Raw genomic sequence first — 13,060 nt, forward strand, 5'->3', positions numbered from 1 at the left:
CCCCTCACGCCCCTCACGATCTCGGCGGCAAGCGCGAGAGCTTCCGCTGGAGCGAGCGGCGGTGCATCCTGAGCTTGCGCGCCGCCTCCGAGATGTTCCCCTCGCAGTCCGCGAGCACGCGCTGGAGGTACTCCCACTCCACCCGATCGAGCGACGGAAGGTCCTCGTCGTCCTCGCCGCGCGCGGCCGGGGCGACGCCGAGCAGCGACCGCGCGCACTGGGCGGCGTCCACCGGCTTGGTCAGGTAATCGACCGCCCCGGCCCGGATCGCCGCCACCGCGTTCGCGATGGTGCCGTATCCGGTGAACACCACGATACGGATGCCGTCATCCATGCTCCGCAGCGTCCCCACGAGGTCGATCCCGCTCTGCCCCGGCATCCGGACGTCCACGAGCGCGTACTCGAACACGTGCCCTCGCGCCATCGCCGCGGCCTCCTCGGCGCTGGCGGCGAGGGACACCGCGAACCCGCTCTTGCCGAGCGCCTGCCCGAGCGCGGTCCGGAAGGTCGCGTCGTCGTCGACGATGAGCAGCGTCGGCTCGCCGGCGGCCTCGGAGCTCATGAGTCCACCGGCGCGAGGCGCAGGGCGACGCGCGTGCCGCGCGCGCCGCGCTCGTCAGGCCCCTGCCTCGGCGACACGGTGAGGCAGCCGCCGACCTGCTCGATGAGCGTCCGCACAAGGTAGAGCCCGAGGCCCATGCCCTCGCCGGGCGCCTTGGTGGTCACGAACGGCTCGCCGAGCCGCCCTTCCAGGCCGGGCGCGACGCCCGCGCCGCTGTCCTCGACGCTGATCACCGGCGCGCCGCCCTCGTCCCCGATGGTGACCACGATCGGCTCCGCGACCGCGGGGCTCGGCCCGAGCGCCTCGAGCGCGTTGTCGAGCAGCGCGAACAGGGCCGCCTCGACGTCGGCCGCGTCGAGCGGCACCGTGCGGCGCGGCGCGAGATCGCCGCGCACCTCGACCGCGACGCCGGGGTGCGCCGCCTGCCAGGCCTGCACGCCGCGCCGGGCCGCCTCGCCGACCTCGACCCCGGCGCGCAGGTCGTTCGCCCGGACGTCCGCCCGCATGCGCGCGATCACCACGCGGCAGCGCTCGACCTGCTCCGCGATCGTCCGGGCGCGGCGCCGCGCGGCGTCGCTCGATCCGGCGTCGCCGAGGCTCTCCCCGGCGAGCACCGCGATCGTGCCGAGCGGGGTGCCGAGCTCGTGGGCGGTGCCGGCCGCGAGCGCGCCGAGCGCCTGGAAGCGGGACGCCTCCTCCGCGCGCCGGCGCAGCGCCGCGTTCTCGGCCGCGCTCTCGTCGAGCGCGCGGCGGACCTTCAGGAGGACGTGGGCGACCAGCGCCGCGCTCAGCACGAAGGCGAGGAGCATCCCGTAGAGGTGGGTGGAGAACGCGCCGTGCTCCGGGTGGCTCGGGCAACACGCGCCGGCGGGGAGCGCAAAGAGCGCGGCGAAGAGGCAGGCCGCGAGCGCCGCGAGCGCGAAGGTCGTCCGCGGCGGCAGGAGCGCCGCGGCGAGGGCGACGTGCACGAAGAAGAGGGCGCTGAACGGGTTGCCCGCGCCGCCCGACGCGGCGAGGACCCCGGCGATCGCGACGAGATCGAGCGCCACGACGCCGGCGACGAGCGCCGTCTGCGCGCCCCGCTCCGAGCGCACCCGCCGGTCGAGGGCGAGGTTGAGCCCGGCGGCCAGCGCCAGGATGGGCACGGCGATGGCGTACCGGACGTGATAGCCGAACAGCGCCTCGTCGACGGCCAGGGTCGCCGCGAGCAGCGCGAACACCGCCCAGCGCAGCCCGACGAGCCACCGGAGGACGATCCCGCCCGCCGGCGCCCGCTCCAGGGAAGCTTCGTGCGTCACGGCGGGATCATAGCGCGAACGCCGAGGGGGCCGCGCTCACCGCGGCGAGGACACGGCACGAACACGGGCGATCCTCCCGTGCGACGGCGCGCCGTCCGGCCCGCGCCGGTCCGCGCCGAGCGGCGGATTGCGATGCCGAGCCCCGCGTCATCGTATAGGAAAGGGAGCCCATGGCGACGTGTCCCCACCTCCGCCACCTCCGCTACCTCCGCCACGTCCGACGCGCGCGCGCGTTCGCGCTGCCGGCGCTCCTTGGCCTCAGCCTGCTCCCCGCGGCCGCCGCGGCGCAGCCGGCGGCGTCCGGAGAGACGCCCGCCGCCGACCCGCTGTTCGCGCCCAGACCAGCCGTGCGGCGCGGCGGGCTCGCCGCGGGCATCGCCGGAGGCCTGGCGCTCGGGAGCGCCGCCGGCTTCCAGAACGACGTCCAGAAGATCGGATTCCAGCGCCATTACACCGAGACCGGCGTCGGGATCGGCGGGGGAGGCTACGTCTGGATCGGCGGCGCGCTCGCGGACTGGCTCACGTTCGGCGCGGCCTTCGGCGGACACGGCCTGAGCGCGGCGGACCACGCCTCCCTCGCCGGCGGGTTCATGCTCCACACCGAGGTCTTCCCGCTCTTCTCGCTCGAGGATCGGTGGAGGGACGTCGGCGTCACCTTCGACGCCGGCACGGGCGTCGCGTACACGACCGCCGACACAGGCGGCGCCGAGGTCATCGACGGCGCCCTGCCGGCCCGCATCGGAGGCGGCGTGTTCTACGAGGGGATCCGGCTCTGGAAGGTGGCGATGGGCCCGTGGCTCTACGCCGACTACACATGGAGCACGTCCGTCCGCCAGCCAGGGTTCTACCTGGGGTGGCGCACCGCCCTCTACACCGGGCCCTGACCGGACGGCGGCCTGGTCCTCGACGCCGCTGCGCTGAGCTCGAGCGGGCTCCGCCGCGCCTGCGCGTCCCCCTCCGGGAGCGCCAGCGTGAGCCGGACGCCGCGCCGGATGAGCTGCATCGCCACGTACGACGCCATGCCCACCAGGATCCTCCGGCCGATCTCGCGGGACACGCTCGGCTTGCCGCGCGGCGCCACCCGCTCCGGGTGCCGCCAGAAGCGCACGAGCGCGCGGAGGCGCTCGCCGCCCGGCCGCTCGCTGCGCGCGCGCGCCCCCTTGATCAGCGCGATCGCCGCCGCGCCGCTCGCGATCGCGAGCAGGAGCCCGCCGGCGAGCACCTCGGGGCCGTGCCGGCGCACCCGCGATCGCACGTCGACGAGCGCGTGGCGCCGCCGATCGAGCGCCTCGATCGTGTGCATCAGCCGGTCGCGCAGCTCGTCCGCCCTGCGCTCGAAGTCCGCGCGTTGACCGTTCAGCCCCTTCATACGAGCTCCCGGACCAGCCGGACGTCCGCCCCGAGGCGGCCGCGGGTCCTCTCGAGCGGCCTCCTCGGCGCGCGCTGGTAGCCGACCACGCCCACCACGATCGCCAGCGCGATGAACGCGAGCCCGATCAGCAGCGCCGGCAGCGGCTCCGGCGCGATCGCCAGCGCGATCGCGACGAGCACCAGCGCGACCCCGAGGAGCGCCGCGGCCGCCGCGGCGCCGAGAGCGACGCACGACGCCTTCGCCCGCGAGATCTCCTCGTTCATCTCGTCGCGCGCCAGCGCGACCTCCACCTGCATCAGCTCCCTGGCCTCGGCGATCGCCTCCTTCACGAGATCTGCCGTCGAGCTCTCCGGCCTGGGATCCACCTGCCTCATGGGACACCTCTTCGCCTCGCGGCGTGAACGCGCTCGGGGGCGGCGCAGGCAGCCGGCGGCGCGCGGGTCACCGCCGAGCCCCCCGCCACCGACTGCGCCACGCCACCCTCGCCGTGCGTCGCGGTGCATACAGCGCGCCAGCCCCATCCTCGCGGAGGCGTGCGCGCCGCGCGGCCCTCGCGGAGGCGCGCTATGCGGCCGCCGCGCCCGCTCTCGCCCTCTCTGGGCGGCGGGCGATCAGGGCAGGACGCCGGAGACCACGCGCTCGTGCCCGCCGTAGTCGAGGTGCCTCGAGACGCCGCCGAACCCCGCCGCGGCGAAGAGCTCTGCCACCGCGCCCGCCTTGCCGGCCTCGACCTCCATGGCCAGCACCCCGCCGGCGGCGAGCAAGGCCGGGGCGGCCGCGACGATCCGGCGCGTGAAGACGAGGCCGTCCGGGCCCCCCGCGAGCGCGAGGTGGGGCTCGTAGCCGCGGATGTCGATCTGCAGCGCGGCGACGTCCTCGTCCGGAATGTACGGTGGGTTCGCGGTGATCAGGTCGAAGCGAAGGCCGGACGGCACGCCGGCGAAGAGATCCGAGCGCAGGAACCCCGCGTTGACCGCGCCGAGGCGGAGCGCGTTCTCGCGGGCGACGGCGAGCGCGCCGTCCGAGATGTCGACGCCGAGGACGCGGCTGGTCGGCCGCTCGCACGCGAGGCTGATGGCGACGCAGCCCGACCCGGTGCACAGGTCGAGCACGCGCGCGGAGAGGGCGAGGTGCCTCGTCCGGGCGAGGCCGACCTCGACGAGGATCTCGGTGTCGGGGCGGGGGATGAGCACGCGCGGATCGACGCGGAACGGGCGGCCGTAGAACTCCCGCACACCGAGGAGATAGGCGACCGGCTCGCCGGCGCGGCGGCGCTGGTGCAGATCGCGGTAGGCGGCGAGCTCGGCCCGGTCGAGCGGCCGCTCGGCGTCGATGAGCAGCCCGACGCGATCGATGCCCAGCACCTTGCCGAGCAGGAGCTCGGCGTCGAGGCGCGCCGAGGACGCGCCGCGCTTCTTCAGGTCGCCCGTGGCCCAGGTGATCACGCGCCGGATCGTCCAGGCCTCGCTCTGCTGCTCGCCTTCGGACATGGTCACGGGAGCGGGGCGGCGGCGACGGCGTCGCGGACGGCGGCGGTGACGACGGCCTCGACCTCGGCGCGGGCCGCGTCGCGGTCCGCGGCGGACCGCCCCTCGAACCGCAGCACCAGGATCGGGCCGGTGTTGGAGGCGCGGCAGAGGCCCCAGGCCCCGCCGCCGAAGTCGATGCGCGCGCCGTCGATGTCCACGACCGGACGGGCGCGGCGGAAGTGCTCGGTCACGCGGCGGACGACCTCGAACTTCACCGCGTCGGGGCAGTCGACGCGGATCTCGGGGGTGGCGAACGTCTCCGGCACGTCGGCGAGCAGCTCGCCGAGGGGCCGCCGCGCCCGGGCGACGATCTCGAGCAGGCGGACCGTCGCGTAGATCGCGTCGTCGAACCCGAACCACCGATCGGCGAAGAACATGTGCCCGCTCATCTCGCCGGCGAGCAGGGCGCCCTCCTCTTTCATCTTGGTCTTGATGAGCGAGTGGCCCGTCTTCCAGAGGATGGGGCGCCCGCCGCGCGCGGCGATGTCGGCGTAGAGCGTCTCGGAGCACTTCACCTCCCCGAGCACGGCCGAGCCGGGGCGCTCCGCGAGGAGCGAGCGCGCGAACAGGAGCAGCAGCTTGTCCCCCCAGAGCACCTCGCCGCGCTCGTCGACAACGCCGATCCGATCGCCGTCGCCGTCCCACGCGACGCCGAGCGCGGCGCCGGTCGCGAGCACGCGGGCGCGGAGCGCCTCGAGGTTCTCGGGCACGGTCGGGTCCGGGTGGTGGTTCGGGAAGAGGCCGTCGATGTCGCAGAAGAGCGCGTCCGGCGCGAAGCCGAGCGCCTCGAGCGTCCGGACGCCGAGCGGGCCGGCCGCGCCGTTGCCGGCGTCGATCACGAAGCGGACGTCGGTGCCGGGCAGGCGGGACGCTGCGCGCACCGCCGCGATGTAGTCCTCCGCGAGATCGACCTCGGTGAGCGCGCACCGCGCCGCCGCGCCGCCGCGGCCATCGGCGCCCCCCTGCTCGATGAGGTCGGCGAGCGCCTGGATGTCCTCGCCGAAGAACGAGGCCTTGCCGCGCATGAGCTTGAACCCGTTGTCCGGCGCCGGGTTGTGGCTCGCCGTGATCATGATCGCGCCGTCGGCGTGGAGGTGGTGCGCCGCGAAGTAGAGCAGCTGCGTCGGCCCGACCCCCGCCGAGATCACGTCGGCGCCGCCCGCGAGCAGGCCGTCCGTGAGGGCGGAGAACAGCCGGTCGCTCGAGAGGCGGCCGTCCCGGCATACCGCCACCTCCGGCCGAGCCCGGCGAGGAGGCGCCCCCGCGGCGAGCTCGCGGCCGAGGAGCCTGGCGAACGCGGCGCCGAGCTCGCGCGCGAGCTCGCTCGTGAGGTCGCGCTCGGCGGCGCCGCGGATGTCGTACTCGCGGAAGATGTGTCGGGGGACCTTCATGGACCAGGCAGAGGAGCGCCCGGCGCCCGCGCTGCACGGCGGGCCGGCGCCCAGGACGCTCTGACACGGCGCAATCGTGGGCGAAACGAAAAACGCCGCCCGCGCAGCGTGGGCTCGCCGGCTCGTCGTCGCGCTCGCCGCCGCCTCGCCGCGCCGTCATCAGCGATCGCGCCGCCTCGCCTCGCCGACATCGCGATCGCGCTGCCGCGCCGCCTCGCTGGCTCACGGATTGCGTTCCTGGCCGCCGGGCGGGTAACTTGGGCGCGTGGAGCCCAGGACCACATGATGACGCGCGCACAGAGGACCGGTCTCGCTGCCGTGGTGGCCCTCCTCGCCTGCAGCAACGCCGCCCATGCGGCGGAGCCGTCGCCCACCGCCCTGCCGATCACCGTCGTCGTCCTCCGGACAGACGACGCCTACGACCAGGCCGGCGCGCTGACCCAGGCGCTCCGCTCCGCGATCAAGGAGGCCCCGGGGTGGTCGGTCCGCGAGGAGGATTTCTCGCTCGAGGTCCTGACGCTCTCCCTCCAGTGCGACGATCGGCCCGACGCGGGCTGCCAGGCCCGCATCGCCGACCAGATCAAGAGCGACCGCTACATCTGGGGCATGCTCCGCAAGAGCGACACCGAGGTCGAGGGCGAGCTGCACCTCTGGACCCGCGGCAAGCCCGAATCGAGCGTGCCGGTGAAGTACAGCGCGAACCTCACCGAGGCCAACGACGAGCCGCTGCGCAAGATCGCCGCGGACGCGATCGCGAAGCTGACCGGCGGGCCGCCGAGCGGGGCTCTCCGCGTGAGGACGGGCGCCGCGCAGGCGAGCGTCTTCATCGACGGAAAGCCCGCCGGCAACGTGCATAACGGCGAGGCGACCTTCACGGTCACGGCCGGGCCGCACGACGTGCGCGTGAAGTCGGCCGGCTTCCTCGACTCCCAGGCGTCGGTCGTGGTCCTGCCCGTCGCCACGACGGACGTCGCGCTCAGCCAGATGCCAGCCGAATCGACGCAGACCAACTGGAAGCGCATGGGCGGGTTCATCGGCCTCGGCGCGGGCGCGGTGTTCGGCTCCGTCGCCGTCATCAGCTCCGTCCAGGTCGCGAGCATCCAGAGCGACGCGCGGTACGTGGCCTATCGAGGGCTGTTCACGGAGAACGTCGAGGACGTCTGCGCGCTCGACAACCGCAGGGCCATCCAGGACGACTTCACCGCCGACGCGAAGACCGCCCGCAAGGGCATCGAGCTCTGCGAGAAGGCCGACACGTTCATGGCGCTCCAGTACGTCTTCTACCCGCTGGCGGTGGCGTCCGCGGGTGTCGGCGCGTACCTGCTCGTGACGAGCGACGGCCAGACCGCGGAGCGCGCCGGCTGGAGCGTGCAGCCCAGCGTCGGCCTCGGCGGCGGCGGCGTCGACGTGACGTACCGCTGGTGAGCTCTGCCTCGCTGCCCGCGGTGACGGGGGGACGACCGTGCGGGTGATCGCCGGCCGGCTCGGCGGGCGGAGGCTCGCGGCGCCGCGCGGCGAGGGCACGCGGCCGACGGCGGACCGCGTGCGCGAGGCGCTCTTCTCCTCGCTCGGCGACGTCACCGGCGCGCTCGTCTGCGACCTGTACGCCGGCACCGGCGCGCTCGGCATCGAGGCGCTCTCGCGCGGCGCGCGGCGCGCGGTCTTCGTCGAGAGCGGCCGCCCCGCGCTCGCCGTGCTCCGCGAGAACCTCGCCGCGCTCGGCCTCGACGAGGCGGCGCGGGTCGTCCCGCTCCCCGTCGAGCGCGCGCTCGATCTGCTCCGCGACGAGGGCCCCTTCGACCTCGCCCTGCTCGATCCGCCCTACGCCGTCCTGGCCAAGGCCGCCGCCGCGGCCGCGCGCCTCGCCGGCCCGCTCGGCTTGCTCGCCCCGGAAGGGCGCCTCGTCCTCGAGCACGCGCGCCGCGATCCCTCCCCGGAGATCGCCGGGCTCACCTGCGCCGCGAGCCGCGCCTACGGTGACACCGCGGTGTCGTTCTACACGCGCTGAGCCGCCTGCTCGCGGCGCTGTCGCGTTCATCCGGGGCGCATCCAGTTTCCTGGCGCGCTTCCCTGCCCGCCCTTGTAGACTCGCCCCCGCCGGACGCGCCCGCGTCTCGGCTCCGGCGCACGACGGTCCCACCGAAGCGGCCGGACCTCGCGCGTCTCTCCGGGAGGACTTCTCAACGTGTCCGCATCGATGCCTCCGTCGTCCCAGCAGATCCCGGGAAAATCCGGCGGCCCTGGGCCTTACATCGCAGGAATGGTCGTCCTTGCTGCGCTCATGGCGGGCCTGCTCTACTGGAAGCTTCGCCCGGAGCCGGCCGCGCCGCCTGCCGCGCCGACCGCCGCTGTCCCCGCCGAGACGAAGCCCGCGGAGCCTCCGCCGCTGTTCGCGCCCCCGCCGCCGCCGCCCGTCGAGGAGGTCGAGGACGCCGGCGTGGACGCCGGCAAGGTCGCGTCGGGGCAGGGCCCGGCCACCACCGGCAAGTCGCCTTGCTCCGGCAAGTGCGGCGACGGCGCGACCTCGCCCGCGCTCGACTCCGCCGTCCTGGGGCTCGCTCGCTCGGCGCAGGGTTGTTATAACCGCGCGCTGCGCACCTCGGAGGTCTCCGGCAAGCTGACGGTGAGCGTGCAGGTGGCCTCCAACGGCGCGGTGTGCAGCGCCTCGATCCTCAACGACACGGTGGGCTCGGGCGAGATTGCGTCTTGCGTCCTGGGACGTTTCCGCGGCAAATCACTGCCTCCGCCGCAGAGCGGATGCGTCGTGGTGAACGTTCCGATCAACTTCACCATCAAGCAATAGGAAGCAGCCGATGCGAACGCTCCCCCCCCGGATGGCCAGCTTGCTCCTCCTCGCGCTCGCGCTCGCGCCGCTCGTCCTGCAGAGCGCCGCGTGCCACGTCGATGAAGGGACCACGGCGCTCTGCGACAACAACCTCAACGCCGACCAGGGAATCGAGAACGATCCGGCCGGTTGTTATCAGCTCCCGTCCTGCGTGGTGAACGGCCAGCTGGCGACCCCTGAGGAGTGCTGCAAGAACGCGGAGGGCCTCGTCAACCTGGAGTGCGTCAAGGGGTATGCGTCGCGGACCTCCTCGGCCAGCACGGGCGGCGACGGCGGCTCGGACGGCGACGGCGGCTCGGACGGCGACGGCGGCTCGGACGGCGACGGGGGAAGCGGCGGCTCGGGTGGTGCAGGCGGCTCGGGTGGCGCGGGCGGCGCCGGGGGGAGCGGCGGCTAGGCCGCGCGCGTCGATCGCGCCGTGGCGAGGAGCGCCGCTTCGAGCCGGGGGATCCTGCTCTCGGTCGCCTACGATGGGCGCCCGTTCGCGGGCTTCGCTCGCCAGCGCGACCAGCGCACGGTCTCGGGAGAGCTGCTCGGCGCGCTGCGCGTCATCGACCCCAGCATCCGCGAGATCCGCGGCGCGAGCCGCACCGACGCGGGCGTCCACGCGCGCGACCAGCGGGTCGCCTTCGACACGACGGCGCCGCTGCCACCGCGCGGCTGGGTCCTCGCGACCGCGCGCCACCTCCCGGACGAGATCGTGATCCGGCGCGCGGCCGTGGTGCGCCTCGGGTTCTCGCCGCGCTTCGAGAGCCTCCGCAAGCGCTACCGCTACCTGGTCCTCCGGGATCTGGTCCGAGACCCTTTCCTCAGCCGTCGCGCCTGGCGGGTTGAGGGCATCACGGACGAGGCGATCGAGCGGGCGCGCGCCGAGGCGCTCGCCGCGAAGGGCACCCACGACTTCGCCGCGTTCCGGACGAGCGCGGACGAGCGGACGACCACGGTGCGGACGCTGTACGGCGTCGAGCTGTCGCTCGATCCCGCGGACCCGCGCGTCGTGCGGATCGACGTCGAGGGGAACGCGTTCCTGCACAACATGGTGCGCATCCTGGTCGGCACCTTGATGGACGTGGCGCGCGGCCACCTCGCGCCCGGCGCGATCGCGCGCGCGCTCTCGTCGCTGGACCGGCGCGACGCGGGGATCACGGCGCCGCCGGACGGGCTCTACCTCGAGCGCATCCACCTGCGCGACGACGGGCAGGAGGCCTGGCCGGCGGGGCCTTCCGACGGAAGCTCGGGGGACGGGGACGACGCCGAACCGACGGACCCCGGCGCGCCGGCGGACAGCGCCCCCGAGGAGTGACGCCGCCCGTCGCCGCGCGCGCGTCACACAGAATCCACCGCGGACGCATGGACGGCCCGCGCTGGCCTTGGTAGCACAGCGACGTGCACGTCGGACTGGACCGCCTCCCGGATCTTCCGCAGCTCCAGCGCCTCCGTTCGACTCGCCTGGGGGTGCTTGCGCACCCGGCGAGCGTCGATCGCGAGCTGACCCACATCGCCTTCGTCCTCGAGCGCCTCCGCCTGCGCCCGCGCCTCTTCTTCGGCCCGGAGCACGGCTATGGCGGCGAGGCGCAGGACATGGCGACGGTGATGAGCAGCGTCGACGCGCGCTCCGGCGCGGGCATCGTCAGCCTGTACGGCGAGAGCTTCGACGATCTCTCGCCTTCCGCGGCGGATCTCGCGCAGATCGACGTGCTCCTCATCGATCTCGCCGACGTCGGCGCGCGGTACTACACGTTCGTCTGGACGGCGCTCCTCGCGCTGCGGGCGGCCCACGCGGCGGGCGTGCACGTCGTGCTGCTCGACCGGCCGAACCCCCTCGGGGGCGCGGCGGAGAGCGTCGAGGGCGCGACGCAGGCGCCGGGGTTCCTGTCGTTCGTGGGCCTGGAGCCGGTGCCCATCCGCCACTCGCTCACGGTGGGCGAGCTGGTCGCGCTCTTCGCGCGGCGCGAGGGCATCCCGCTCGGCGACGTCGCCTGCGGGCTGCAGGTCGTGGCGGTCGAGGGTCATCGCCGGGAGGCGCTCGCGTTCGGGTGGGATCGCCCGTTCGTCTTGCCGTCGCCCAACATGCCGACGGCGGACACCGCGCTCGTCTACCCGGGCGGCTGCCTGCTGGAGGGGACGAACCTGTCGGAGGGCCGCGGCACGACGCGCCCGTTCGAGATCGTGGGCGCCCCCTGGCTCGACGGCCGCGATCTCGCCGCGCGCCTCGCGTCCACGGCGCTGCCGGGCTTCGTCGCGCGGCCGCTCACCTTCCGGCCCACCTTCCAGAAGCACGCCGGCAAGATCTGCGGCGGCGTCCAGATCCACGTCACCGATCCGCGCGCCTTCCTCCCGGTCGCGACGTACGTCGCGCTCATCGCGTTCGCCTGCAGGCAGCAGCCCGAGCAGTTCCGCTTCCGCACCGAGCGGTACGAGTACGTCGACACGATCCCGGCCTTCGATCTGCTCACCGGCTCCGCTGCCGCGCGCCTCGCCATCGAGGCCGGCGAGGATCCGCTGGCGATCGCCATGGAGGTGTCGCGCGCGGATCCGGCCTGGCCCGAGGTGATGCGGGAGGCGCAGGCGGCCGTCTCCGCCTGCTGAGCGCCGCCCGCGCGGCTCAGCGATCGTAGCGGTCGTACGGCTCCTGCCGGGAGGCGGCGCCGGTCGAGTACCTCGTGGTGAGGGCGACAAGCACGAGCGCGAGCCCGGTGACCACGAAGAAGGTCCGCGCCGGGAGATCGGCGGAGAACCCGAACAGCCAGGGCGACGCGAGGAGCGCGGCGGCGAGGGAGGTCTCCAGCGCGCCGTGCACCGAAAACGGGATCATCCTGGCCGCGCCGAGCGGCTGATCGGACAGCAGCGTCACCACGAGGTGCGCCACGGCGGCGACGTAGCAGACCGCCGTGGGCACCGGATCGAGGCGGAGCGCGAGCGGCGCGAGCGCGAGCAGGACGACGACCGCGTAATCGACGTATCCATGGTGGCGGGGAGATAGAAGCTTCATCGGTGCCTCCTTGGAGGAGCTCCCCTCACCCGGTGCATCGCATGTGCCGGCGAGCGGCTGTCGACGCGCGCGCCCCGGCCGCTCCGGAACGCAGCGCCGGCCAGGATCAGCGTGGTTGTCGCTCGCCCGGGACGGGCAGGAGGGGTGCTCGTCGTGCTCACATGAAGGGAGCGGAGGGCGCGAGTGAACCCGATCCGGCACGGAGCGGGGCAGGGTGGCTCACGGGAGCTCTGGGCCCTTCACGCTTGCTCTCGCCGAGCGCGCAGCCCCGAGAGGGCCTCTCCGGAGTCCGGCGCGCGTCGCCGTCACCTCGTGCACGTTCGAGACACACCGTGCCTCCGAGGCCTCGGTCTCCAGGATCTCCTGGCCGCGGGCGGAGCTCCGCTCGCCGCCGAGCCCGAGGCCCCGGAGCGCGTCGCCGAGCCCCCCCGCGGATCCGGCGCTCAGCTCGTCGACAGGAGCTCGTCGAGCACGGCCCCGTACTCGTCGAGCAGCGGGTGCGGCGGCAGGCCGCGGCACATCGCGCGCAGCGCTTCGAACCTCGCGATCTGCATGTCCCTGCCGCGCTTGAACATCGACCACGGATCGCCGTGCTCGCGCGCGCAGACGATGATCGACTGGAAGTTGTCTATCTTGTCAGCCAGCGTGATCGCCTGCGCTTCCCAGGGCTTCTTCGGGAACGCCTCGAGATAGAGCCGCTTGCGGTCTTCCCAGGGCAGCGCCCTGTCCTGCTCGGTCACGTGGCGGACGAGCGTGGCGACGCGATCGCCGAAGCGCTGGCTCAGCTCGTCGAACGTGACGCCCTGGTCCTCCATGGCGTCGTGCAGCGCGCCGGCCGCGACGACCTCGTCGTCGAAGCCGTGGCGCGCGAGCAGGACCGCCACGCCGGCGAGGTGGCTGATGTAGGGGACGTCGGCGTTCGGATACTTGCGCTTCTGGGCTCGATGCCAGACCGCCGCCTGGTCGAGCGCGCGCTTGAGGAGGGTGCCCATCGCGATGTCCCGCCACCATAGCCGCTCGGCGTCCAGAGCGCAGGCGCCCGAGCGCCCCCTGTGCCGTCCAGCAGGTCCT

At 74.2% G+C, this 13,060-nt stretch carries 15 protein-coding genes; 7 read left to right on the forward strand and 8 right to left on the reverse strand.

Going from position 1 to position 13,060, the window contains the following annotated elements:
* Positions 1-13: 13 nt before the first annotated feature.
* Both WMF46_RS43215 and WMF46_RS43220 read right to left on the reverse strand, forming a co-directional pair.
* Positions 14-562, reverse strand: coding sequence for a response regulator transcription factor (locus WMF46_RS43215; protein ID WP_437982554.1), 549 nt, complete (start codon positions 560-562; stop codon positions 14-16).
* The gene (locus WMF46_RS43220; protein ID WP_437982555.1) at positions 559-1,860 is read right to left on the reverse strand and encodes a sensor histidine kinase; all 1,302 of its coding nucleotides are present in this window, start codon (positions 1,858-1,860) and stop codon (positions 559-561) included. The genes WMF46_RS43215 and WMF46_RS43220 overlap by 4 nt, the downstream gene beginning before the upstream one ends.
* A gap of 170 nt (positions 1,861-2,030) precedes the next feature.
* Here WMF46_RS43220 and WMF46_RS43225 point away from each other — a divergent pair, with 170 nt between their 5' ends.
* A complete protein-coding gene (locus WMF46_RS43225) occupies positions 2,031-2,744 on the forward strand; it encodes a hypothetical protein (RefSeq protein WP_437982556.1) in 714 nt (237 codons plus the stop codon).
* Here the strand turns inward: WMF46_RS43225 and WMF46_RS43230 are convergent.
* The 4 genes from WMF46_RS43230 to WMF46_RS43245 form a co-directional block, all read right to left on the reverse strand.
* Entirely contained in the window at positions 2,729-3,229 is a 501-nt protein-coding gene (locus WMF46_RS43230) for a hypothetical protein (protein ID WP_437982557.1), read from the reverse strand. The genes WMF46_RS43225 and WMF46_RS43230 overlap by 16 nt on opposite strands.
* Positions 3,226-3,606 carry a phage holin family protein gene (locus WMF46_RS43235; protein ID WP_437712740.1) on the reverse strand — a complete coding sequence of 127 codons (381 nt, stop codon included), beginning with the start codon at positions 3,604-3,606 and terminating at the stop codon, positions 3,226-3,228. Before WMF46_RS43235 ends, WMF46_RS43230 begins: the two co-directional genes overlap by 4 nt.
* Before the next feature lie 237 nt (positions 3,607-3,843).
* Entirely contained in the window at positions 3,844-4,722 is an 879-nt protein-coding gene (gene prmC, locus WMF46_RS43240) for a peptide chain release factor N(5)-glutamine methyltransferase (protein ID WP_437982558.1), read from the reverse strand.
* A 2-nt stretch (positions 4,723-4,724) separates the two neighbouring features.
* Positions 4,725-6,152, reverse strand: a complete 1,428-nt coding sequence (locus WMF46_RS43245; protein WP_437982559.1) for a phosphomannomutase/phosphoglucomutase — start codon at positions 6,150-6,152, stop codon at positions 4,725-4,727.
* A 282-nt stretch (positions 6,153-6,434) separates the two neighbouring features.
* On the opposite strand from WMF46_RS43245, the gene WMF46_RS43250 reads away from it, so the two are divergent.
* From WMF46_RS43250 to WMF46_RS43275, 6 genes are all read left to right on the forward strand, one after another.
* A complete protein-coding gene (locus WMF46_RS43250) occupies positions 6,435-7,577 on the forward strand; it encodes a hypothetical protein (protein ID WP_437982560.1) in 1,143 nt (380 codons plus the stop codon).
* A 37-nt stretch (positions 7,578-7,614) separates the two neighbouring features.
* Positions 7,615-8,160, forward strand: coding sequence for a 16S rRNA (guanine(966)-N(2))-methyltransferase RsmD (rsmD, locus tag WMF46_RS43255; RefSeq protein WP_437546715.1), 546 nt, complete (start codon positions 7,615-7,617; stop codon positions 8,158-8,160).
* A gap of 252 nt (positions 8,161-8,412) precedes the next feature.
* On the forward strand, positions 8,413-8,955 hold the full coding sequence (locus tag WMF46_RS43260; protein ID WP_437854323.1) for an AgmX/PglI C-terminal domain-containing protein: 543 nt from the start codon (positions 8,413-8,415) through the stop codon (positions 8,953-8,955).
* Positions 8,956-8,965: 10 nt separating this feature from the next.
* Positions 8,966-9,394, forward strand: coding sequence for a hypothetical protein (locus WMF46_RS43265; RefSeq protein WP_437982561.1), 429 nt, complete (start codon positions 8,966-8,968; stop codon positions 9,392-9,394).
* Positions 9,395-9,415: 21 nt separating this feature from the next.
* Entirely contained in the window at positions 9,416-10,300 is an 885-nt protein-coding gene (gene truA / locus WMF46_RS43270) for a tRNA pseudouridine(38-40) synthase TruA (RefSeq protein WP_437982562.1), read from the forward strand.
* 83 nt (positions 10,301-10,383) lie between these two features.
* Entirely contained in the window at positions 10,384-11,586 is a 1,203-nt protein-coding gene (locus tag WMF46_RS43275; protein ID WP_437982563.1) for an exo-beta-N-acetylmuramidase NamZ family protein, read from the forward strand.
* Between the two features lie 16 nt (positions 11,587-11,602).
* Here the strand turns inward: WMF46_RS43275 and WMF46_RS43280 are convergent, their stop codons facing one another.
* Positions 11,603-11,989: an SPW repeat domain-containing protein gene (locus WMF46_RS43280; RefSeq protein WP_437546723.1), complete on the reverse strand. Its 387-nt coding sequence runs from the start codon at positions 11,987-11,989 to the stop codon at positions 11,603-11,605.
* 443 nt (positions 11,990-12,432) lie between these two features.
* Positions 12,433-12,981, reverse strand: coding sequence for an HD domain-containing protein (locus tag WMF46_RS43285; protein WP_437982564.1), 549 nt, complete (start codon positions 12,979-12,981; stop codon positions 12,433-12,435).
* Positions 12,982-13,060: the final 79 nt, after the last annotated feature.

Origin of the sequence: Sorangium sp. So ce117, assembly GCF_051524395.1 — a bacterium.
Taxonomy (GTDB): domain Bacteria; phylum Myxococcota_A; class Polyangia; order Polyangiales; family Polyangiaceae; genus Sorangium; species Sorangium cellulosum_B.

Coding starts and splice junctions, on each gene's coding strand:
- WMF46_RS43215 (WP_437982554.1), bottom strand. CDS start 562: ATGAGCTCCGAGGCCGCCGGCGAGCCGACGCTGCTCATCGTCGACGAC.
- WMF46_RS43225 (WP_437982556.1), top strand. CDS start 2,031: ATGGCGACGTGTCCCCACCTCCGCCACCTCCGCTACCTCCGCCACGTC.
- WMF46_RS43230 (WP_437982557.1), bottom strand. CDS start 3,229: ATGAAGGGGCTGAACGGTCAACGCGCGGACTTCGAGCGCAGGGCGGAC.
- WMF46_RS43235 (WP_437712740.1), bottom strand. CDS start 3,606: ATGAGGCAGGTGGATCCCAGGCCGGAGAGCTCGACGGCAGATCTCGTG.
- prmC (WP_437982558.1), bottom strand. CDS start 4,722: ATGTCCGAAGGCGAGCAGCAGAGCGAGGCCTGGACGATCCGGCGCGTG.
- WMF46_RS43245 (WP_437982559.1), bottom strand. CDS start 6,152: ATGAAGGTCCCCCGACACATCTTCCGCGAGTACGACATCCGCGGCGCC.
- WMF46_RS43250 (WP_437982560.1), top strand. CDS start 6,435: ATGATGACGCGCGCACAGAGGACCGGTCTCGCTGCCGTGGTGGCCCTC.
- WMF46_RS43260 (WP_437854323.1), top strand. CDS start 8,413: ATGGTCGTCCTTGCTGCGCTCATGGCGGGCCTGCTCTACTGGAAGCTT.
- WMF46_RS43265 (WP_437982561.1), top strand. CDS start 8,966: ATGCGAACGCTCCCCCCCCGGATGGCCAGCTTGCTCCTCCTCGCGCTC.
- WMF46_RS43280 (WP_437546723.1), bottom strand. CDS start 11,989: ATGAAGCTTCTATCTCCCCGCCACCATGGATACGTCGATTACGCGGTC.
- WMF46_RS43285 (WP_437982564.1), bottom strand. CDS start 12,981: ATGGGCACCCTCCTCAAGCGCGCGCTCGACCAGGCGGCGGTCTGGCAT.